Genomic DNA, 21,711 nt, shown 5'->3' on the forward strand with positions numbered 1-21,711 from the left:
TTATAGAGAAAAGTAAGCTGATCAAAACCATCTGTCTTGGGTCAGTTGGTTTAGAGAGTCTTGTAGTTTCTCTATTTTATTATGTTGTGCTTTTACCTCAGCTCTGAGCTGTTCAGCTAAATCCAGTTGCTCTTGCGTAGCCAAAGGTATTTTAAGGCTTTTAAGATCCTTAATATTGATGAACGGTATAGTCGCGCCACTTTGGATTCTCTGCAACTGTTCATTACCCAGTTTGGAGCTTAAGAACTGATAAAGCGATACAGGCGTCACCCCTTTTGTATTTGGTGAAACACGCGCAATCATAAAAGATTGGCCTGCTATGGTTAGCTCAGCAGGGAGATCTTCAACTAGACCAATACGCCCTATCGACCCTTTGCTTGCGATTAAAACATCGTTTTTCTGTAAAAATTGTTTAGATGCACGACTACTTTTATTTACGGGGTCGTCTTCTTGGTAAATAACTTTATGTATCCCGTTATATTCCCCAATCTTGTTAAAGCTAGAGATATTAATTTCAACTAACTCATGCTCCCCACCCTCTATAGACTTAACTGCTTGGGGGCGAATAAGCTCAACAACATCTTCCAAGTTAGTAAGTTCATACTTTTCTAACTCACTCTGCAAAGCTTGGGCCTCTTGAGAAAAGACGTATCTTGGTACAGATAAGTCATATTCATTAGCTTCTATTTCTTGGCTAGTGACTACTGCAACCTTTCCCTTGCTCTTATCAGAGTCTAATAATTTAACGATCTCATCAATACCTACTAACTTGATTTCACGCGCAGTCTTCTTTTCAAAATTAGAGGAAGCATCTATAAATTTAACCTGCTCAATTGTTCGCTTTTTATCCAAAATAATCATACTAATATTTGCTCCTAAAAAGGGAGATAAAATATTAGTAGGCAGTGAAATTACAGCTTCAAGCCAATTGTTTTTCAGTAAACTTTGTTTGAACTTTTTCTCACCTGCTGTCGATCTAGACAAGAAACTCGCTGCCACAAAAGCAACGACACGATCTGTTGTTTGAGCCAACATGTGGCGCAAGTGAAGAACATCACCAGTAAATGACTTCTCTGGGAAACGCCCCCAAATATCATTCAACTCATTAGATGTAGGGTATTTTACACCCATAGGAGGGAAGGCAATTGAACTAGTAAATCGCTTTAGACCACCAGACTCAATAACCTTTGGTTGTGAAATTGGGTCAGAGCAATACTTTTCATAGTTACAATTGAGCAGCTTTGAGCGCACATCAGCTACGAGAAAGCGCTCCATATTTTTAGTCTCATAAGAAACATCAGAATGTTTAGCTAGTCTTTCTGCAAAACTATCAGATGACTCAAAGGGACAGTAGACACTGGTGTCTTTACCTTCAAGAAATGCTATACCCAACTTACAAAGCTCCTCAGGCATTATAAAACTCGCTCGATCCTTTCGGATTAACTCTAAAGATATAGCCTCTGCCATATCTTTAAAGTTAATAACGTCAGCCTCATAGAGATCAACTAAACCCAGCAGAAAGTTACCTATCATTGGATTCTCTATTGGGGTAATAAAGATTCCTTGCTTGTCGTAATAGGCAGATAACTCATCAAACTTAGACTGTATTTTGTTACTAGTTAGTAAAGAAACAAAATCGTCAGATTCATTTAGCTTAATCAATAAAAAACTCTGCATCAAAAAAGATAAACGCTCGGTGCCTTCCAAGGGTATAGAGTTGAGCCTGTCCAATATAGACATCATTTGCTTATTCATTTATTACGTTCCATTTGTCTTTTACGGTTACGAGAATAACTATCTAAATCATAAGTAGTAATCTCAGAGTCATTACTCGCAACTAGCACTATTCCACCACGCTTTTGCATTCTTTCCATGACAATAGATAGCTGCTTTAGCTCTAATAAAGCACAGTCCAACCCTTTGCGGTTTAATGTCACTTTATCACCTTCATCCACACCAAACTGCTTCACTATATTCAACATTTCTTGCTGAATACCGCGTTGACTCATTCTCTTTTCAATATGTCGTGTCTTAGCCATTTACTTGTCTCTTTGTTATTCGTCTATGGGAGCTATAATAAACAAATAATTTAAAAACTCAATGACTAATTCAAACAATCAGTAAAATATTATTTATATTAACCTAGAGAACACCCCTATTTCATGATTGTCCCTCTAATATTCACACGACATGAAGTTACGAACGGTTTACAATAATCAGAATAATAATAAATTTATAAACCAACACTCAGAGGTGACCGATATGATTGGTGAGCGATTAATACGTGCGCGTGCAGCATCTGGTCTATCAATGAAAGCGTTAGGCGATGCGGCTGGCGTCAGCGCAAACATGATTAAGAAGTATGAGCACGATGTAAGCATGCCTAGCTCAGGAGTTTTAATTAAACTCTCTAAAGCACTGCAAGTACGTAGTGAGTATTTCTTTCGTCCATCAAAAATAAAGCTGTCCGCTGTTGAGTACCGTAAACGTGCTAACACACCTAAAGGCATACTTAAACGTATTGAAGCTGACGTGTTGGATCAGGCTGAACGCTGGGAAGAGTTAAATAATCTATGGCCTAACTTTCCTTTGCCAGATTTTTCTGTACCAGCCTCTCTTCCTGACCAAGTAAGTACATTAGAAGAGGTAGATTCTGTCGCTGACTCAATTCGTAAGGTGTGGCAGCTTGGACTCAATCCAATTACTGACTTAATTGATACGCTTGAGTTAAATGGTATTTTGGTCATCGTAACGGCGGTGGATGAGTTGAAAAAGTTTGATGGTTTACAAACATCCATTTCAGGTAAACCAGTCATTGTCGTTTCTGCTAATTGGCCGGGTGATCGCCAGCGTTTTACGCTTGCTCATGAGCTGGGACATCTGATGTTGCATGACCGTCTTTCCAATGAATTGGATGAAGAAAAGGCGTGTAACCGTTTTGCATCTGCTTTTTTAATCCCGTCGGTGAGTATGTTTAAGCAGTTAGGTGAAAAGCGCCATAAGCTAGAACCACGCGAACTTTACTTATTAAAGCAAGAGTATGGCTTAAGCATGGCAGGTTGTTTTCACCATGCTGCCAATTTAAAAATTATCTCTGAGAGTGTTCGGAAAAGTTTAATTATTAAATTTTCAACAAATGGTTGGCGTAAGCAAGAACCTGAAGCTCCATACCCGAAGGAAACAACTATTTTGTTTCAACAGTTGGTGTATCGGGCACTTGGCGAAGGCATTATTAGCGAATCAAAGGCGGCTGAGTTACTAGTGATGCCTATTATGAAGTTCCATCAAGCACGTAAACTGGAGCTTCAAGATGCAGTTACTGGTTAGTGATGCGAATATTCTAATTGATCTCGAAGAAGGCGGTTTGCTGACTGCTTTCTTCGACTTGCCTTATGAATTCACAGTCCCTGATATTTTGTTCTATGAGGAGCTAGAGGAGCAACATGTTCACTTACTAGAAATGGGACTTGCTGTTCGAGAACTGAACTCTGAAACGATGAGTTATGCGTTTACACTCACTCAAAAAGCTAGTGGGCCAAGTAGAAATGACTGCTTTGCGATTGCTCTAGCTAAACAAGAGCAGTGCCCTCTTTTAAGTGGCGACAAAGCGCTAAGGAAATTAGCAAAAAAGGAACTGGTTGCTACCAATGGCTCCATTTGGGTAGTTTCACGGCTGATCGAAGAGCAGCTTATTACTGTAGCAGAGGCCAGAGTATCCTATGAAAAAATGAAAGCCGCAGGTAGAAGACTTCCTTGGAAAATTGCTGAAGAAGAGCTAGCAAAAATAGAATAATAAAAAATCCAACACCACCCCTATCCAACCCGTATAATTCCCCTCTATTCAAATACCCATCAGGATTCATCATGAGACCAAGCGGCCGTGCTACAGACGAAATGCGCCAAGTTAAATTCACCCGTGACTTCACCTGCAATGCAGAAGGCTCGGTGCTAGTAGAGTTCGGCAACACCAAGGTAATCTGTACTGCAACAATCGAAGAAAATGTACCGGGTTGGATGCGCGGCAAAGGTAAGGGCTGGGTAACGGCAGAATACGGCATGCTGCCACGCTCAACGCACTCACGCATGCGTCGTGAAGCTGCGGGTGGTAAACAGACGGGTCGTACTCAAGAAATCCAGCGACTAATCGCTCGTTCACTGCGTGCTGTAGTCGACATGGAAGCACTTGGCGAACGCCAAGTCATCATCGATTGCGATGTAATTCAAGCCGATGGAGGCACACGTACAGCATCAATTAGTGGTGCATACGTTGCTATGTATGACGCTGTTCAAAAGCTTATGAAGAAGCGCAAGCTCAAGCGTAACCCTATTCACGGTCAGCTTGCGTCTGTATCTGTTGGTATTTACAACGGCAAATCAGTGCTTGATTTGGACTACCCAGAAGACTCAAACGCTGAGACGGATATGAATGTTGTCATGACCTCAGGCGGCAACTTCATCGAAGTACAAGGTACTGCGGAAGGTCACGCATTCACGCGTACTGAAATGAATGACATGCTTGAGCTTGCTGAGAAAGGCATCAAAGAAATTATCGTCAAGCAGTCAGATATTCTTGGTTTAGAGTAAGTATTTACAACCAACAAATCGTTAAGTAGAAAACAGAGGTAAGCCCCAATGAAAGTGGTTCTAGCTAGTGGTAACGCAGGCAAAGTTAAAGAGTTTATGCAAATGTTATCAGGCGTGGGAATGGACGTTCATCCACAGTCTGAGTTCAACGTTTCTGACGCTGATGAAACAGGCCTAACATTTGTCGAAAACGCTATTTTAAAAGCGCGCCATGCCGCTGAAATCACGGGCTTACCCTCGTTTGCTGACGACTCCGGTATCGAAGTTGATGCGTTAAATGGTCAACCCGGTATCTACTCTGCTCGCTACGCGGGTATTGGTGCTGGCGCTGCTGCGTGTAACGAGAAGTTATTAGAAGCACTAAAAGGTGTACCAGAAGCTGAGCGTACTGCACGTTTTCGCTGCTGCATTGTGATGATGCGTCACGCCGCTGACCCTTCACCTATTATTGCCGAAGGTTCGCTCGAAGGTCGTATCGTTGAGCAACCAACAGGCGCAGAGGGTTTTGGTTATGACCCATTATTCTTCGTGCCTTCGCACAACATGACAGCTGCCGAAATGGATCCTGCTGAGAAAAACAAAATCAGTCACCGCGGTATCGCCTTGAAAGCCTTGTTGGAGCAGTTACAATGAAACGATCACCTTTAATATCTGCGTGGTTAGGCCTTCGTGCAATCGTCTTTATGATCGGCTTTGCCCTTATAACTACGTGTATGGGTTTATTCGCACCACTATTAGCTCTGATCCCGGCAAAGACTGCTTACATTTATCTTCGTGCTTGGGCAAAAGTTTGCTTGGTTTGGTTGCGTATCACCTGTGGTATCAAGGGTGTTATGAACGGTTATCAAAACTTTAATGATGATGAGCCTGCGGTTGTGCTGTCAAACCACCAGTCAACTTTTGAAACCATGTACATCTTGGCTAAGTTCCCAAGAATGTCATGGGTCATTAAGCAAGAGCTACTCAATATTCCCTTCTTTGGTTGGGGTATGAAGCAGTCTCACCCTATCGCTATTGACCGTAGTAATGGCCTTAGCTCACTAGAGCAGATTTTGAATAATGGTAAACAGCGTATGGAAGAAGGTAACTCTGTTTGCCTATTCCCTGAAGGAACTCGTACACACCCTTCTAAGCCGTCTCGCTTTAAAATCGGTGGTGCAAAATTAGCAATACATGCGGGTGTACCTGTCTACGCTGTTGCTCATAATGCGGGTGAATGCTGGCCTCGTAACGGCTTAATCAAAACACCGGGTACCGTCACTACCAATATTAGTCCAAGGATTGATACGACGGGTAAAACAGCGGAACAAGTGATTAAAGAAGTGGAAGATTGGGTAAACGCAGAACGCGCAAAACTACCACCTATTAATTAAGAGGCGCTCCATCAGCCCTTACTCAAGGGACTGATGGATGACTCCTAAACGCTATTAACCGAACTGCTTCATGGTGTTATCTTTACCTTCAGCCTTCAGTGCTTTCTCACCAGCGAAGTAACCTTTGTGGTCATCACCAATGTTTGAACCGGCCATATCTTGATGCTTAACTGTTGCGATACCGCGACGAATCTCTTCACGCTGAACACCCTTAACATAAGCCAACATCCCTTCATCACCGAAGTAACCTTTCGCAAGCACGTCAGTAGATAGTGCAGCTGTGTGGTAAGTCGGTAACGTGATCAAGTGGTGGAAGATACCTGCTTCTGCAGCTGCTTCACGTTGGAAGTTCTGAATCTTCTCATCCGCTTTTCTGCCAAGCTCAGTCTCATCATAAGCAACATTCATCAAGTCATCACGTGTATAAGCATCCATGTCGCGACCATTCTCTCTCCAAGTATCGAATACCTGCTGACGGAAGCTCAACGTCCAGTTGAATGAAGGCGAGTTATTGTAAACAAGCTTTGCATTTGGAATCACTTCACGAATACGGTTAACCATGCCTGCGATCTGACCAATATGCGGTTTCTCAGTCTCTATCCACAACAAATCAGCACCGTGCTGTAGTGACGTAATGCAGTCAAGTACACAACGATCTTCACCTGTACCTGCTTTGAACTTAACCAAACCATTTGGTAAACGAACAGGCTTAACTAGCTTGCCGTCTTGCTTCAGAACCATGTCGCCTTCCGCTAGATCATCAGGAGAGTTAACGTCTGTTGTCTCGATGAATGCTGTGTACTGAGATGCTAAATCACCTTCGCTAAGTGATACTGGGATCTTCTGTGTCAAACCAGCACCTAGAGAATCTGTACGTGCAACGATTACACCATTATCAACACCTAGCTCTAAAAATGCATAACGTACCGCATTGATTTTAGAGATAAAGTCTTCATGTGGAACCGTTACTTTACCGTCCTGGTGACCACATTGCTTCGCGTCAGATACTTGGTTTTCAATCTGAATACAGCAAGCGCCTGCTTCAATCATCTTCTTAGAAAGAAGGTAAGTCGCTTCGTCATTACCGAAACCAGCATCGATGTCTGCAACGATTGGTACAACGTGTGTTTCATGGTTGTCGATCTGCTTAATCAAGTTCGCAACTTCAACTTCATTACCAGCTTCTTTTGCAGCATCAAGGTTACGGTATAGGTGGTTTAATTCCCATGCATCCGCTTGACGTAAGAACGTGTATAGCTCTTCGATCAATGCTGGAACAGACGTCTTCTCATGCATTGACTGATCAGGTAGTGGGCCGAAGTCAGAGCGAAGTGCCGCAACCATCCAGCCTGAAAGGTATAGGTAGTTCTTCTTAACAGTGCTGAAGTGCTTCTTAATAGAAATCATCTTCTGCTGACCAATAAAACCGTGCCAGCAACCTAGAGACTGCGTGTAAGCCGATGAGTCAACATCGTAGTCCGCCATGTCTTGACGCATGATGTCAGCGGTATATTTAGCGATATCTAAACCCGTCTGGAAGCGGTTTTGAATCTTCATACGTGCAACACTTTCTGGGTCAATAGCTGCCCAAGCGCTGCCGTTTTCTGCACGTAAGTCTCTGATTAAATCAATTGCTTGAATGTAGTTACTCATGATGTATTTCCTCGTGGTTCTCAAATTTAAAGTGAGTCTGTCTAGCACTCACCATTTCTATTTTTGGAGTGATTAGGGGTCTTCGTTTGGTTGGTTCCTGCGGTAGCCGCTAGTTAATAGCGACTACCTTGGTAAAACGTTGGCTAAATTACTTAAGCAAATTGAGCTTTCTGCTCGATTCGATAATGATGCAATAAAGGCTCGGTATAACCGTTTGGCTGGTCACAGCCTAAAAAGATTAAAAACTTAGCCGCATTGAATGCCATGTTATTGTCTGTATCGTCCGCCATTGGACGATAATCAGGGTCATCTTGATTTTGCTCGTCAACCACCGCAGCCATTCGCTGCATGATGCTTAACACTTGCGCTTTGGTACAAAGGTCATGGTGTAACCAATTTGCAATATGCTGACTTGATATCCGTAATGTCGCACGGTCTTCCATCAAGCCCACATTATTGATATCGGGTACTTTCGAGCAACCGATGCCTTGGTCAATCCAGCGCACTACATAACCCAAAATACCTTGGATATTATTTTCTAACTCTTGCTCTACTTGCTCAGCGGTCAGCGTCTCAGTTAGTAGTGGAATAGTCAGCAAATCTTGCAAACTGGCACGGTCACGCAGCTTTATCTTTTCTTGCTCAGCGAACACGTCTACCTGGTGATAATGCATCGCATGTAACGTCGCAGCGGTAGGTGATGGAACCCAAGCCGTATTTGCACCAGCAAGTGGGTGACCAATTTTCACCGCCATCATCTCAGCCATTTCATCTGGCTTTGCCCACATGCCTTTACCTATTTGCGCTCGACCTTGAAGTCCACACGCTAGGCCAATATCCACGTTCCAGTTTTCATAAGCAGCAATCCAAGGCTGTGTTTTGATCTGGTCTTTCAGCATAAACGGCCCTGCTTCCATACTGGTATGAATCTCGTCACCAGTACGATCTAAAAAGCCAGTATTGATGAATACACAACGGTGCTTTGCTTCACGAATACACGCTTTCAAGTTAACAGTGGTACGACGCTCTTCATCCATAATGCCGAGCTTGATCGTGTTTGCCGACAAACCTAGCATTTGCTCGATGCGAGAGAACAGTGCACAAGTAAACGCAACTTCCTCTGGCCCGTGCATCTTAGGCTTTACGATATAAATACTGCCTTCACGGCTATTTAATATTTCGCTATCTAACTCTTTACGTACGTCAATCGAGCCGATCAGTGCAGTGATAATGCCATCCAAAATACCTTCTGGGATTGCTGCACCGTGACTATCGCGAATCGTATTGATCGTCATCAGGTGACCCACGTTACGAATGAACATTAGGCTGCGACGGCTGATGAAGTGACGCATTCCATCCGCTCGTGTGTGCACCGTATTTTTCTGCATTTTACGCACAAAGGACTTACCGCCTTTATTCACCGTCTCTTCTAAGTCACCCGTCATCAGCCCTAGGCAGTTACGGTAAACTTCAATTTTTTCTTCACTATCAACGGCTGCAACAGAGTCTTCGCAATCCATAATCGCTGTTAACGCTGACTCTAAACGAATGTCACCAACGCCTGCCGTATCTGCTTTACCAATACTACTGTTAGGGTCAATAACTAGCTCAACCAACAAGCCGTTATGCTTAAAGAACAATGCTGTCGGTGTCGCTTCAGGACCGTCATAGGCAACAAACTGTTGTGGCTGCTTAAGACCTGTTTGCGAACCGTCATTCACTAAAGCAACGAACTGCTCGTTTTCAACACGGTATTCAAATACTTCAGTGTGCGAGCAACCAGCTAACGGTAGTGTTTCATCTAGGAACTTACGTCCACGATTAATCACTTCTTGTCCACGCTCAGGGTTGTAACTACTTGTTGGCGCTAATTTACCACTACGATCAATAACGTCTGTGCCGTAAAGTGAGTCATACAAGCTACCCCAGCGCGCATTCACTGCATTCAGAGCAAAACGTGCATTCTTCATCGGTACCACTAACTGCGGGCCTGCCATTGTCGCTATTTCAGCGTCTACACGGTTAGTTTGAATGGCGAAATCTTCACCTTCATCCACTAAGTAACCGATATCTGTTAAGAACTGCTGGTATGTTTCAATACCGACGGCGGCATAGTCATTCTGCTTATGCCAAGTATCAATCTGTGCTTGTAAGTCGTCACGCTTGGCGAGTAATGCAGCATTAATCGGTGAAAACTCTTCAACGAGCGATTGCACATCTTCCCAAAACTGGTCAGCACTTAATGTCGTTAGCGGTAACACTTCATCCTCAACGAATTGACGAAACTCAGTGTTAATCGTTAACCCCTCCATGATATTTTGTATTGCATTCATTGCTTAACTCACTTGTCGCTGTATTAGTAATATCTGTCTTCCTAACTTCTGCTTAGCATTCTATTCTCAAAATTGTTATAATTTCACAATTAAAACTTCACAGTGTTAAGTTCACAAAATGTCAAAGCAAACTTCACTCTCCAGAAAGGGCCATTTCTTAGGCACTAAGATACGCAATCTTCGAAAGCGTAATAACCTAACAATGGAAGACTTATCAGTACGTTGTATACAGGTTGATGCAGACAGCGCACCCTCCGTTTCGTACCTGTCGATGATCGAAAATGGTAAGCGAATACCCAGTGAAAAAATGCTGGAGGTAATTGCCGAAGTGTTTCAAAAGGAGTTAAGTTGGTTCTTAGATGAGTCATCTGAAACCGGTGTAATCGTCGATGGTAAAAATAAAAAGGGTGGAATTGACGGGGTTGCGTTAGAGCCTGAGTTCTTATTTTCCAAGCAACAACTGCAAAGTGCGCTACCTGAAATGCTGTCACAAACAGGTACCTCTGGCCGCCAGTTTGCTCACCTTTTGATTCGTGCTCACCAAGAATACAATCAGAACAACTTCCCCAGCTTAGAGAAAGCCGCAGAAGAAGTCGGCAAAAAGCAAATGCCGTTGGGTTTAGACGACATACGCGGCATTGTGAAAAAAATGGGGATGAAGATTAAGTGGTTTAGTCGTGACCCAGACCAAGTGACGGATGAGTCAAACAACCAAACTAACACCTTAGTACGCTCGTTTTATGAGCCACCGGGCATCATCTACGCCAACGAAGAACTAAAGAAATACCCTGACCGACTCAAGTTTGACCTCGCGACACACATTGGTCATTACGCGCTGTATGGTAAGGACGGCCTGTCGAGTACTAACTCTGCAGGACAAGGGTTGGTTGAGCATACTTTGCGAGACGCTAACGAGATTCATGAGTCTATGACCATCGACTCTAGCGAGATTTTACAAGCGTGGCGTAACTTTGAATGTAGTTTCTTTGCCGGCTCGTTACTGTGCCCAAAAGCCGCGTTTAAGCAACACTTAAACCGAACTGCCTACGCGATTGATGCGAATAAAGCGGTAGGTGTGTCGATGTCTGCCTATATGCGTCGCATGACGTCAGTATCCGCTTACCCGCACTGGCACTACTTTGACGCTTACTTACCCGGTCAGTTAAAAGCGGTTTATCGTGGCAATGGTATCCCGCTGCCGATTGGGAATATGCGACCGATTCAAGATCCTTGTCCACATTGGTCGTTATTTCGAGTGCTGCAAGCAGACTCTGGCAAGCCTAAAGCGCAGATCTCGGTACTGCGTAAAGGTGATCAAGACATCATCTATTCTTGTGACTCGATTCGTACCAATGACCTTGCGGGAAATCCACATGTGTTATGTGTCGGTATCGACCTTAACCCTGCGCTGGCTTCTCAAGGGAGTGATCCTCAGGAAATTGCAGCTGAAATTAAGAAGAATTGTATTTCACACGGTGGTCAGGCTGAGATTCCTGCAAATATTAAGAAGGAGCTGACACGAGTTAGTCGTATCTTGAATATTTCTTGGGTTGAGCGTGGCTTAAATGATCACGCAATTGTGATTTGTCCTCGGGGTGGTTTGTGCCCTCGTGAAGAGAAATGTACGCACGCGGGTCGTGTTACTGAGCCGTCGTTGAGTATGCAGGAGATTAGACGACAGATTATTTTATCGAGCCAATAAACTAAGCTCAGAAATCCGATCAACATAAATGCTTCGTAAAAGGAACTATTAGTACACTGGGTCATTCCAATGAATATGCAAACTACAAAAACGCCGCTCCTATTCGTATTAGCCATCTTAGCGATAGCGCTGTCTGGTTGTGCCTCTGTAAAAAAGACGGACGCCATCAATTTTTTGGTGCCGTCGGGTGGTTACACTAAACAGCAAGTTAGCTATGGTAGTGACAAACAGCAGTCATTTGACCTCTACTTGCCAAAGACTAGCGCAACCAAAATACCGGTAGTTTATGTGTATGGAAGTGCTTGGAAAACGTCTTTTAATAAATCTGACTTTGTCTTTGTCGCACAGGCATTAACTAGCCTTGGCCACCCAGTAATCGTGCCTGAACATCGCCGCTATCCTGAGGTCAAGTTCCCTGTATTTGTCGAGGATGTCGCTGACGCTATTAGCTATGTTGACCGGAATAGCATCGGGCTGCCAAAGCCATTCACAGAGTTCATTCTGATGGGGCATTCATCCGGTGCCCACACGGCAGCATTACTAGCGACTGACCAGAGATACTTCAATCAAAGGCAAGTTAAAGCACGACTAAAAGGACTGATCGCTATGTCGGGGCCTTATGATTTACCGATGAATGACCCTGAGGTTGCTGCCATTTTCGATACAACAACTGCGCAACGTGCCAAGCCTGTGTTGAATGTGCGCCCCAATATGCCACCGACGTTGTTATTGCATGGTTTAGCTGATCCGCGCGTGCCGCCTTATCATGCGTCTCGATTTAGAGATGCACTATTGGCAAAAGGAAATGATGTCACAATGAAGCTTTATCCTGGTGTTGATCACGAGAAGCTACTCGGTGGTATTGCTAAACCATTGCGGTATATGAGTAATAGTTTTGTGGATGTTCGTGAGTTCTTAAAGCGTTATAACTAACTTAGGCGTCAGATTATCAACGCCCATGACTTCGTCAAACACGGGCTACACTTTATACTCACTATGGCTTAAGGCTTTATCTGCTTCGTCCTTACTAGGGTGTGTCAGAAACACCTCTGAGAATATCTTCACCTGTCACTAAGCAGAAAGACAACAGCTCTTAACGCTTCTTTAGGTTGTAGGCCCTATTCGTGGAAGAAGGAACTCATAAAAATAAATCTATTAGTATCTAACTAATTGTCCAAGTTCGTTAGCTGGTACTGGCTTATTCCACAAAAAACCTTGTTCTATGACACAACCCAATGCCCGTAAGATTCGATCATCCTCTTCCTTTTCAACACCCAAAGCAACCAACTGCATACCTAATTGATTCGCCATTTTAACGAACGCTGTGACGATTGAACGGGCTTTGTGAGAGCTGTTTAGCTTTCGCGTAAAGCCAAGATCCATTTTCAACTCATCGACATCTAAGTCTACTAAATAAGCCAAATTAGAAGGCCCAACACCAAAGCAATCAATCGCTAGCTTAATACCATACGCTTTCACTTGTTGTAGTTGTGACATCACATCAGAACCTTCTTGGTTCAAAGCACTCTCCGCTACTTCCAACATCAATGAGGATGGTAGTAGCCCAACGTCATCAAGGATTTGCTTAACGTTGCTAGCAAAGTTCTTATCTGTTAACTGCCTCCAGGAAATATTGACTGACACGGGATAATCAGCACCAGTATCACACCATGCTTTACAGTCCTGACAAGCCTGACGAAGAATCCAATAACCCACCTCATGAATGAGGTTTGTAGTCTCGATGACAGGAATGATCTGGTCAGCAGTGTAAGCAGCGGGGTTATACTTTTCCCAACGAAGCAATGCCTCAGCACCGATTACCTGATTCGTTGCTGTATTAATTTTTGGTTGGTAATGTAATGCCAAACCATCCTTTTCAACAGCCTCTTGCATCCCTTGTAATAATTTCAGGTTTGCCATGTAGGCGTGCTCTAAATCATCGCAATAATGACAATAATGGTTTTTACCATCCTCTTTTGCTTGATACATCGCGATATCCGCCTTACGACAAAGCTCGGCAAACGAGTACTCTGGGTGACCGGCAACGGCAACACCAATTGAAGACGTTATCTCCATCGCGGCAGACTCAATACGAATAGGCTTTGCCACTTCAATAAGCAGGCAATCTAAATATTCAGCAAGATGAAACGCACTATCATGGGCGAAAGCAATGATAAATTCATCCCCTCCCAAACGACTGATAACAGCATCTTCATTCATCGAATGCTGTAGTCGCTGACCAATCACCAGCAACACTTCATCACCAATATGATGCCCGTGCTGATCATTGATTAATTTAAAGTCATCAATATCAAAAAATAACAACAACACCGATGATCGGCTAAAGTCAGTTTTCTTTAATAAATCATCAAACTTATTTTTAGCGCCGTAACGGTTTAACAGCCCAGTCAGTTGATCGGTATCCGCCAGTTGCTGTATCTGTTTTTTCGCTGTTTTGAGACGCTCACGCTCTTTCAGCTGTTCTGTGTAAGCAAACTTTAAATCGCGGACTAATGTCCAGGACAAAAAACCTGTAAAGGAAAACACCGCCAATAACCTAATAAGATGACTACGCTCAGTCCCAAGGTTCTCATTGCTCACTGCTAACCAACCGAAATGAATATTTAAGCCAAGCCCCATGACGACTAAAAATACGATAGAAAAGTAAATCAGATAGTTCGCCTGTCTCGTATAAATACTAACCAAAAGCAGTGATATTGGAAACGCGACAACGCCTGGATTAGCAAGATTACCATGCATCAACGCCATCAAGATTAAAAAGAATAATGTTATTAGCTGATGGATATTAACGGCTAAGGCCACTCTTCCCTTCTTTACTTGGGCAATGAGTAGCTGCATTACTACAACCATCCCTAGATCTAAAAAGAAATTAATATTGAACCCAGCTAAGGGGGTACTCTGGGAAAATGATTGAGCAAACACCGTAATACTCAAAAAAACATGAATACACTGTATGACCCGTAGCAACTGCACATAACGACTTTGCATAACTGGAAATTCATTTAGTCTCATGCGCACATTTCTCCATCAAGCAAAGCCATCGCTTGTTGCTGATTTACCGGCTTAGACCAATAATAGCCTTGCCCTGCGTCACAGCCCAACTCAGTCACGGCTTTGATATCTGCTAGCGTCTCAAGACCTTCCGCCACCACTTTCATTTGCCCTGCTCTGGCGATTTCTATAATGGCTTTAGCCACTGACTGCATTGATGCATTGGTATGTAGACTATCGACAAAACTCTTATCGAGCTTAAGCACATTGGCTTCCAAGTTCATCAGGTAGCTAACATTTGAGTAACCTGTACCAAAGTCATCAATGGCCAAACTCACCCCTGCTAGGCGTAAGCTTTCGAGCTGCTTCTCGACTGCGTCATTTTTCTCAACCAAAAAGCGCTCTGTTAATTCTATTTCTAAATAGCGGGCATCTAATCCCAGCGAGGATAAAACCTGAAGCACTGACTTAGCAAAATTTGGACGCAATAACTGCAACGCTGACACATTAACTGCGACGGGTAATATATGACCTGCTTCGTGCCATTTCTTACAGGCAATACAAGCTTCTTTGATGACCCAGCTTCCAATTTCATGCACAAGGTCAGTTGATTCAATGACTGACATAAACTCATCAGGCGTGTAATTGCGAGAGTTACCCTTAGTCCAACGAATTAAGGCTTCCATTCCAGTAATTTGGCGTGTGTCCAAGTCCACTTTTGGCTGGAAGTGAAGCTCAAACAAGCCCTCTTTCACCCCATTTTTTAGTCCCTGAAGAATATATATCCGCTGCATATACTGTGCTTCTAGCGCATCAGTATAGAGATAGTAACGACCCTTACCTTGACGCTTTGACTGGTACATAGCCATGCTGGCTTTTTTTCTGATGTCGCTAAATGCGTGTCTTCTAGTCGTGGCTATACCAATGGAGGCGGTAATTTGAGCAGACGCCCCAAACAGATTATGTGGTTGAGAAACCGTATCCAATATTTTTTCAGCAAATTCAATCACCTCACTGTCACGGTTCGCAACAAAGAAAATAATAAACTCATCACCACTTAAACGGCACACATATGCAGTCTCTTCAACCGCTTGCCTAAGGCGCTCTGCAACCAGCACCAACAATTCATCGCCAGCCTTATGATCAAACAGATCATTGACCTCTTTAAAGCCATCTAGATCAATAAAATAAAAACAAACACGCTGCTCTTTATTTAGGCCTGCCAATAGTGCTTTGTAATCAACACAACCTTGCTTGGCATTCACTAGGCCCGTTAGGAAGTCAGTCTTCGATAGTCGGCTAATAGACTCTTTGGAGTCCAATAGATTAATAGTTTCGGCATGAAGGGTCCGAAAGGCTTGGCGCATATCACTACCAATCGCCCAACTAATATAACCACCAACACAGATAACTAATAGCACAATCGGTAGTTGGTGAACGACAGTACCAGTGACCTCAGCACTAGGTAATAGAGCAATAACAAAGGGTTGTGCTAACAGCACTATAAATACAAGGACACACGCTAACAGCCACAATACATCCTGCCATCGCCCATAAAGAACACCAAACAAGATTACGACTGGGATACCAACAATACCGGCGCTATGTAAGCCACCTCTGAATGCCATCGCTACAAATAGAGCAAACGTAATCGCTGCTAGAAAGGAACTGAAAGCCTGATGTTGTTTCTTCTCATAGACCAAACGAACCGATCGCTCTAACAGTAACGTCGCTGATACCATAACAATGAAATTTGGCGTTAAGATTGCTGTTGAACTCATCACTGATTCAAATATGTAGTTTAGTACTACCAACATCATAGCAAGCTGAGTGAAACGGATGGTTTTCACTAAGCGCTGTTCTGAATATGTTAAATTTCTCGTTAACATAACCTTATCTATGACCTCTCACTTATCTTGTATAATTGCTCACATGGCAAAAAACACTTTTATAAAAATACTTAAACCGTAGCATTCTTAGTTAAAACCAACGCTGAACAAATCATTTCTAAAGTGAAAAATCTTATGATGCTATTGATGCAGCTGGAAGTATGTTGGTACTGATCAGTTATGGGGTGGGATGTCATAAAAAAGCCAGCTCAAAAACTGAGCTGGCTTGATAAACTACCAATATATTTCAGGCAGGATATATGACTAAAAATGACTTGTTAATTTAGGAACACCTATTAAAACAGACTACTTGCGAAAAATTACTCATCGCTAGGTAACTCAACAATGCTTGTTGAGAATGTCTTGTCACTGTAAGGAGAATCATCTGTCAGACTAGTCCCTGCTGCATAACTTTCAAAGTCATCAGAGAAAACTTCTGCTGTACCAGCTTCATCTGAGTAAATTGCTAAATCATCTACAAACACGGCTGTTTCAGCTGTCTTTGAATTATCAGCAAGTCTAATACCTAATGAAGTCACTTCAACACCTGGCGTAATGTTTTCAGACTTAATGGGACCATAAGAAACATCATCAATAGACACAGTATAAGTACCAGCTTCTGTCGCTACTGACGTATTCCAGGTCAACACAACATCGACAGACTCACCTTCAGTAAAGTTAGACTCTGATGTGAAGTCAAAATCTTCACCATTATTATCACGTAGTGAGAACTTACCTGTATCCATTTTTAAATCAGCAATCACGGAGCCCGTTGAGTTATTACTATCGTATAAACCAATCTGGAACGATTCAGTCTCACCTTCAGCATATACAACCGAAAGCGCTACTCTCCCCTGTGTTAGCCCTGAATCAAAAATATATCTTAACTCACCAGTATCATCTGTCGCGCTATCTGTAATAGCTACAACATTATTAGTCACTACTTCAGGTGTAGTTTCTATTTCTGTTTCTGTCTCGGCGGTGGTTTCTGTTGTTTCTGTACCCGTTGAACTTGTCTCATCATCGTTGTCGCTATCTAAAAAACAACCAGTAAGAGATGCAGCAACAGCTAGGGATAAAAGTGTTTTAGTAATCATGATTTTCCTCAATAAAGCGTTTATTTATCTAGCCAAACACCACTTCACCCTACATGAAGTAAAAAATGGGTAGTCCAAGCGTTTGGATTTCTAGACTTTGATCAAAAAAGCACTTCCTAACACTACCATTAGGATTGCTTCTAAAACTATATGGTTACCTTCAATATGTCATAGCCACTTTCAAACATATTTGAACCAATATAATTAGAGACTTATTAGCTTAAATAGCCCAGCATCATAAAATCCCTTATTGTATTACTAACATATAACTTATTACGCAGCAATCTACCTTAGTCGAGATAAGTCTTTAATCTAATTGATATTAAACACCTTTCAACAGTGCTTATGCTCTACCTATGTGAACTAAATAATCACATTTGACTAATATATTACATAATGGAGCATCATAGTTACTCATAGGTGATAAGTAGACCCCGTTGAACTGCTTGATAAAAAAATCACAATAATATTTTTGTGGCAGTCACTGTGTACCAAAATAAATAACCCGCTATAAAAATACTAGCCCATCGCATTTACTGGGTCGTCGTTAACTTTACTGGAGGCCCTGTTCCAGTAAAGTCCATCTGTAATCTCACACGCAACAGCTGCCTAATATGCTCAGAAGGCGCAGATCGAATCGCCTGATCAGCACTTTGTTGTGCCTCCTCAAGCAAACCACAACGCCGCTGTAAGTCAGCATTAACCGCATACCAATGATAAGAACGCGCTAGCCAGCTAGGAATATCTGCACACTTAATAATTGCTAGCCCCGCCTCGGCACCCTGCCATTCAGCCATTGCCACCGCTCGGTTTAAGATGTGAATCGGCGAAGGTGCAACTGCTTCCAATAACTCATAAGCCTTCACAATTTTTTGCCAATTGGTCACCGCCAATGATGGTGCTAAACAGTGCTCAGCGGCAATACAGGCTTCGAGGTGATAACGACTCAAAGTCTCACCACTTGCCGATTGATGAAGTGAGGTAATACCCAGCTCGATAAATGCAGGATCCCACTGGCTGCGATCCTGTTGATCCAAGAGTAACAACGCACCCGACTCATCCCGCCTAGCCTGTAAACGAGCGACATTAAAATACATCAGTGCCAGCAACGCATGGCTTTCAGGCACGTTGCCCGACGGAGTCTCCACTAACAAGCGTATCAGGCGTAACGCTTCTTCGCACAGATCAGTACGAATCGCATGATCTTCATGAGAGGACAAATAGCCTTCGGTAAACATCAGATAAATCACCCGCTGCACCATCGGCAAACGCGACTGTTTATCCAGCTCAGATAGCTCATCCAACAGCTGTGGCTGCTTTTGTAATTGCTGCTTTGCGCGGTTAAAACGTTTGTAGACATTGGCTTCGGTAATAAACAAACGCAAAGCAACCTCACGCACGCTAAAACCGCATAAGCTTTTAAGGGTAAAAACCAATTGCGAGGCGATAGGTATCGACTCATGACACGCCACAAAAAGCACCTGCAAAAAGTCATCGGTCATTACATCAACGGGAGGTACTTCATCAGGCTGAAGTGTTGGTTGTTCAAGCTGCCATTGCTCGGCTAACAATTGCTGTCGCCGCTTGGCATTTCTTACATTCGTGAGAAATTCACGGTAGGCCACCTGATAAAGCCACCCTGATGGATTATCAGGAATGGCTTGTCGTGTCCAAACATCCAGCGCTTTGAGCATAGCTTGCTGGACGGCATCTTCAACCGCATCCAACTGCTCCACACCCACACGGCGCAATAAAGACGCCACGAGTAGTCCATACTCATGGCGAAAAATATGCGCCGTTTGCTGGTGTGCATTCAAGGCGTATGAATTTCTCGAATCTCGATGCTAACGCCAGGGTTTTCAACCATCGGACTAGCCGTGATCACGCCATTAGCCTCTTCCAGCGTATCGGCCTTTAACAACATATAACCGCCAACGATTTCTTTAAGCTCCATAAAAGGCCCATCGGTTACGCCATCCTGAGAAACCACACTGGCGCTGTCACCGAGCTGCCCCCCCATATCCACGATATTATCCGCAAACTTATCCTGCCATGCTTGGTACTTTGCAAACATCTGTTCCATATCAGACGGTGATGGTTGCTCGTCGGTACTACAGCCACCCGCAGCACTACGTAAAATACACATATAGTTCTTTTGGCTCATGATTGACTCCTAGGTTACGTTGATTAAATCAGTAAGATTTGCCCTACTGATACTATATAGACGCCTCAGAATTTGCCAATTGGACACCTAAGCTAAATTATTATTAAACCAGAGAGACGGCTGCACCTTCAAGAGTTATTGGGTTTAGACAATACTCTGCTGCTCCAACCAATTCAAAATTGCTTGGTTAGTTTCCTCTGGCTTTTCTTGCTGAATCCAATGGCCGCAATCTAGACTCACCACATCCACATTAGGCACGAACTCTGTCAACGTTTCAGACTTCGGAATCATATCCCTGTCACCATAAATCATCAGCGTAGGCTGTTGGATAATTGGATTCACATCCCCCAACAAGTGCCAGTTGCGATCAAGGTTTCTATACCAATTGATACTCCCAGTGAAGCCTGTTGACTCGAAGGCTGATACGAATACAGCTAACTCGTTATCGCTCATAATAGACTCACCCAGCGCAACTTCTGCTCTAGCAAGATTGATCATCGCCATACCCGGCTCTGGCGCTTTCAGTGGCTCATTTTTTCTATACAGATTACGAAGAAACTGAAACGTATTCTCATTCAATACCGCATCTGCAACACCTACCTGCCGATTAAAATGAACGAAGTAAAAGTCGCCACCAAATACTGTTTCCATCATCTCTATCCAAGGCATTTCACCACGCGCTTGATAAGGCAACGCCAAGTTTATGACTTTATCTACCCGCGCTGGATGCAATAAAGTCAGCCCCCAAACAACCGCAGCACCCCAGTCATGACCAATAAAAATGGCCTTCTCATACCCAAAATGATCGAGCAGTGCGATGAGATCACCCGACAAGTGCTCAATATCATAAGCTGTTACTTCTGTCGGGCACGATGAATTACCATAGCCTCGCTGGTTTGGGACGATGACATGGTAGCCCGCTGCTGCGAGCGTCTGCATCTGAAAACGCCAAGAAAAGGCATGCTCTGGCCAGCCATGACAAAGCACAATTGGGTTTCCTTTATTCTGCTGTCCTGCTTCAAAAACTTCGAGCTGCACATCATTAACGGCAATAAGTGTTGGTTTGGGAAAATCGCTTGGGTTAAACATTATCGTTGTCCTTTATCTGTTTGGGATCGTCAGACAATTTATAAACGCTAAAGGTGACAAAAATTGACACTATAAAATGATAAGCTTATGAAATGAATGTTCGCCAACGACAAGACGCCATCGCACGTAGCCTTCGCCGCAACGGTACTTCGACAGTTGCTGCCTTAGCTCAAGAGGTCGGCGCATCTAAGCGCACCGTGCTACGAGACATTAGCGCCCTACGCGATGAAGGCTTTGTGATTCATTCGGAAGCTGGACGCGGCGGTGGCTTGCAACTTGACCCGCAGTCGATTCAAACCACCGCACGACTCTCCGTCTCTGAAGTCTTTGCGCTACTCATCAGCGTTGCCTCTATGCGAGCGGCTGGCGGTATCCCCTTTTCAGGGTTAGCCGATGTTGCGCTTGCCAAAATCGAGAAAGCCTTGCCGTCAGACAAAGTACGCGACCTACGCCGCTTTTTGGATTGTCTGTATATCGGAGAACTTGCACTACAGGTGGATATATCAAATATGGGGACGATGGAGCCAGAACTACTGCCTGCGTTTGAGACTGCTTTTCTGCAACGACAGCACCTCCGCTTTCAATACCGAGATGCGAAAGGGGTCGTTACCCAACGAGAAGTCGAGCCGCAAGCCATGCTGATATTGCCGCCGCTATGGTATTTGGTGGCTTGGGACCCAGCACGTGAGGACTTTCGGCATTTTCGGATGGATCGGATTAGTACACCTGAGCTGGTTGAAGGTGTGACTTTTAGGCGACGACATGTGCCGTTTGGAGATCATGTTTCGCCAGTTCGGAATTTGTCTCGTTGATAA

Annotated in this window: 18 protein-coding genes; 8 read left to right on the top strand and 10 right to left on the bottom strand. The window is 43.6% G+C overall.

The window, feature by feature from the left end; genetic code table 11:
• Positions 1 to 21: 21 nt before the first annotated feature.
• Entirely contained in the window at positions 22 to 1,755 is a 1,734-nt protein-coding gene (locus DKT75_RS20625) for an N-6 DNA methylase (RefSeq protein WP_109826619.1), read from the bottom strand.
• A complete protein-coding gene (locus DKT75_RS20630; RefSeq protein WP_109826621.1) occupies positions 1,752 to 2,039 on the bottom strand; it encodes a hypothetical protein in 288 nt (95 codons plus the stop codon). Before DKT75_RS20630 ends, DKT75_RS20625 begins: the two co-directional genes overlap by 4 nt.
• A 223-nt stretch (positions 2,040 to 2,262) precedes the next feature.
• On the opposite strand from DKT75_RS20630, the gene DKT75_RS20635 reads away from it, so the two are divergent.
• The 5 genes from DKT75_RS20635 (at position 2,263) to DKT75_RS20655 (ending at position 5,957) form a co-directional block, all read left to right on the top strand.
• Entirely contained in the window at positions 2,263 to 3,327 is a 1,065-nt protein-coding gene (locus tag DKT75_RS20635; protein WP_109826623.1) for a helix-turn-helix domain-containing protein, read from the top strand.
• On the top strand, positions 3,311 to 3,793 hold the full coding sequence (locus tag DKT75_RS20640) for a PIN domain-containing protein (RefSeq protein ID WP_109826625.1): 483 nt from the start codon (positions 3,311 to 3,313) through the stop codon (positions 3,791 to 3,793). Before DKT75_RS20635 ends, DKT75_RS20640 begins: the two co-directional genes overlap by 17 nt.
• A gap of 71 nt (positions 3,794 to 3,864) precedes the next feature.
• Positions 3,865 to 4,584 (top strand): ribonuclease PH, encoded by a 720-nt coding sequence (rph, locus tag DKT75_RS20645; protein WP_109826627.1) that lies wholly within the window; start codon positions 3,865 to 3,867, stop codon positions 4,582 to 4,584.
• Positions 4,585 to 4,632: 48 nt separating this feature from the next.
• Entirely contained in the window at positions 4,633 to 5,217 is a 585-nt protein-coding gene (gene rdgB, locus DKT75_RS20650; RefSeq protein ID WP_109826629.1) for an RdgB/HAM1 family non-canonical purine NTP pyrophosphatase, read from the top strand.
• On the top strand, positions 5,214 to 5,957 hold the full coding sequence (locus DKT75_RS20655) for a lysophospholipid acyltransferase family protein (protein WP_109826631.1): 744 nt from the start codon (positions 5,214 to 5,216) through the stop codon (positions 5,955 to 5,957). Before rdgB ends, DKT75_RS20655 begins: the two co-directional genes overlap by 4 nt.
• A gap of 54 nt (positions 5,958 to 6,011) precedes the next feature.
• On the opposite strand, the gene DKT75_RS20660 is transcribed toward DKT75_RS20655, so the two are convergent.
• The gene (locus tag DKT75_RS20660) at positions 6,012 to 7,610 is read right to left on the bottom strand and encodes an isocitrate lyase (protein ID WP_109826633.1); all 1,599 of its coding nucleotides are present in this window, start codon (positions 7,608 to 7,610) and stop codon (positions 6,012 to 6,014) included.
• Positions 7,611 to 7,762: 152 nt separating this feature from the next.
• Complete coding sequence (locus DKT75_RS20665) at positions 7,763 to 9,943, bottom strand: malate synthase G (protein WP_211665524.1); 2,181 nt, start codon at positions 9,941 to 9,943, stop codon at positions 7,763 to 7,765.
• Between the two features lie 118 nt (positions 9,944 to 10,061).
• Between DKT75_RS20665 and DKT75_RS20670 the strand changes: the two genes are divergently transcribed.
• Complete coding sequence (locus DKT75_RS20670) at positions 10,062 to 11,645, top strand: DUF3612 domain-containing protein (RefSeq protein WP_109826635.1); 1,584 nt, start codon at positions 10,062 to 10,064, stop codon at positions 11,643 to 11,645.
• A gap of 69 nt (positions 11,646 to 11,714) precedes the next feature.
• Positions 11,715 to 12,578, top strand: a complete 864-nt coding sequence (locus DKT75_RS20675) for an alpha/beta hydrolase (RefSeq protein ID WP_245923291.1) — start codon at positions 11,715 to 11,717, stop codon at positions 12,576 to 12,578.
• 222 nt (positions 12,579 to 12,800) lie between these two features.
• On the opposite strand, the gene DKT75_RS20680 is transcribed toward DKT75_RS20675, so the two are convergent.
• From DKT75_RS20680 to DKT75_RS20705, 6 genes are all read right to left on the bottom strand, one after another.
• Positions 12,801 to 14,678 carry a putative bifunctional diguanylate cyclase/phosphodiesterase gene (locus DKT75_RS20680; RefSeq protein WP_109826639.1) on the bottom strand — a complete coding sequence of 626 codons (1,878 nt, stop codon included), beginning with the start codon at positions 14,676 to 14,678 and terminating at the stop codon, positions 12,801 to 12,803.
• Complete coding sequence (locus DKT75_RS20685; RefSeq protein ID WP_109826641.1) at positions 14,675 to 16,546, bottom strand: putative bifunctional diguanylate cyclase/phosphodiesterase; 1,872 nt, start codon at positions 16,544 to 16,546, stop codon at positions 14,675 to 14,677. Before DKT75_RS20685 ends, DKT75_RS20680 begins: the two co-directional genes overlap by 4 nt.
• 320 nt (positions 16,547 to 16,866) lie before the next feature.
• A complete protein-coding gene (locus DKT75_RS20690; protein ID WP_109826643.1) occupies positions 16,867 to 17,643 on the bottom strand; it encodes a hypothetical protein in 777 nt (258 codons plus the stop codon).
• A gap of 533 nt (positions 17,644 to 18,176) precedes the next feature.
• On the bottom strand, positions 18,177 to 19,460 hold the full coding sequence (locus tag DKT75_RS20695) for an RNA polymerase sigma factor (protein WP_109826645.1): 1,284 nt from the start codon (positions 19,458 to 19,460) through the stop codon (positions 18,177 to 18,179).
• Complete coding sequence (locus tag DKT75_RS20700) at positions 19,457 to 19,807, bottom strand: YciI family protein (protein ID WP_109826647.1); 351 nt, start codon at positions 19,805 to 19,807, stop codon at positions 19,457 to 19,459. The genes DKT75_RS20695 and DKT75_RS20700 overlap by 4 nt, the downstream gene beginning before the upstream one ends.
• Positions 19,808 to 19,951: 144 nt before the next feature.
• Positions 19,952 to 20,896 carry an alpha/beta fold hydrolase gene (locus tag DKT75_RS20705; RefSeq protein WP_109826649.1) on the bottom strand — a complete coding sequence of 315 codons (945 nt, stop codon included), beginning with the start codon at positions 20,894 to 20,896 and terminating at the stop codon, positions 19,952 to 19,954.
• A gap of 92 nt (positions 20,897 to 20,988) precedes the next feature.
• Here DKT75_RS20705 and DKT75_RS20710 point away from each other — a divergent pair, with 92 nt between their 5' ends.
• Positions 20,989 to 21,708 carry a helix-turn-helix transcriptional regulator gene (locus tag DKT75_RS20710; RefSeq protein WP_109826651.1) on the top strand — a complete coding sequence of 240 codons (720 nt, stop codon included), beginning with the start codon at positions 20,989 to 20,991 and terminating at the stop codon, positions 21,706 to 21,708.
• The last annotated feature ends 3 nt before the right edge of the window (positions 21,709 to 21,711 follow it).

The organism is Leucothrix arctica (genome assembly GCF_003172895.1).
Lineage (GTDB): Bacteria > Pseudomonadota > Gammaproteobacteria > Thiotrichales > Thiotrichaceae > Leucothrix > Leucothrix arctica.

Bases quoted from the DNA above. Each gene is read 5' to 3' on its own strand.
- DKT75_RS20665 (WP_211665524.1), bottom strand. From the start codon at position 9,943: ATGAATGCAATACAAAATATCATGGAGGGGTTAACGATTAACACTGAG.
- DKT75_RS20710 (WP_109826651.1), top strand. From the start codon at position 20,989: ATGAATGTTCGCCAACGACAAGACGCCATCGCACGTAGCCTTCGCCGC.
- rph (WP_109826627.1), top strand. From the start codon at position 3,865: ATGAGACCAAGCGGCCGTGCTACAGACGAAATGCGCCAAGTTAAATTC.
- DKT75_RS20670 (WP_109826635.1), top strand. From the start codon at position 10,062: ATGTCAAAGCAAACTTCACTCTCCAGAAAGGGCCATTTCTTAGGCACT.
- DKT75_RS20685 (WP_109826641.1), bottom strand. From the start codon at position 16,546: ATGTTAACGAGAAATTTAACATATTCAGAACAGCGCTTAGTGAAAACC.
- rdgB (WP_109826629.1), top strand. From the start codon at position 4,633: ATGAAAGTGGTTCTAGCTAGTGGTAACGCAGGCAAAGTTAAAGAGTTT.
- DKT75_RS20640 (WP_109826625.1), top strand. From the start codon at position 3,311: ATGCAGTTACTGGTTAGTGATGCGAATATTCTAATTGATCTCGAAGAA.
- DKT75_RS20655 (WP_109826631.1), top strand. From the start codon at position 5,214: ATGAAACGATCACCTTTAATATCTGCGTGGTTAGGCCTTCGTGCAATC.
- DKT75_RS20625 (WP_109826619.1), bottom strand. From the start codon at position 1,755: ATGAATAAGCAAATGATGTCTATATTGGACAGGCTCAACTCTATACCC.
- DKT75_RS20675 (WP_245923291.1), top strand. From the start codon at position 11,715: ATGAATATGCAAACTACAAAAACGCCGCTCCTATTCGTATTAGCCATC.
- DKT75_RS20660 (WP_109826633.1), bottom strand. From the start codon at position 7,610: ATGAGTAACTACATTCAAGCAATTGATTTAATCAGAGACTTACGTGCA.
- DKT75_RS20700 (WP_109826647.1), bottom strand. From the start codon at position 19,807: ATGAGCCAAAAGAACTATATGTGTATTTTACGTAGTGCTGCGGGTGGC.
- DKT75_RS20635 (WP_109826623.1), top strand. From the start codon at position 2,263: ATGATTGGTGAGCGATTAATACGTGCGCGTGCAGCATCTGGTCTATCA.
- DKT75_RS20705 (WP_109826649.1), bottom strand. From the start codon at position 20,896: ATGTTTAACCCAAGCGATTTTCCCAAACCAACACTTATTGCCGTTAAT.
- DKT75_RS20680 (WP_109826639.1), bottom strand. From the start codon at position 14,678: ATGAGACTAAATGAATTTCCAGTTATGCAAAGTCGTTATGTGCAGTTG.
- DKT75_RS20690 (WP_109826643.1), bottom strand. From the start codon at position 17,643: ATGATTACTAAAACACTTTTATCCCTAGCTGTTGCTGCATCTCTTACT.
- DKT75_RS20630 (WP_109826621.1), bottom strand. From the start codon at position 2,039: ATGGCTAAGACACGACATATTGAAAAGAGAATGAGTCAACGCGGTATT.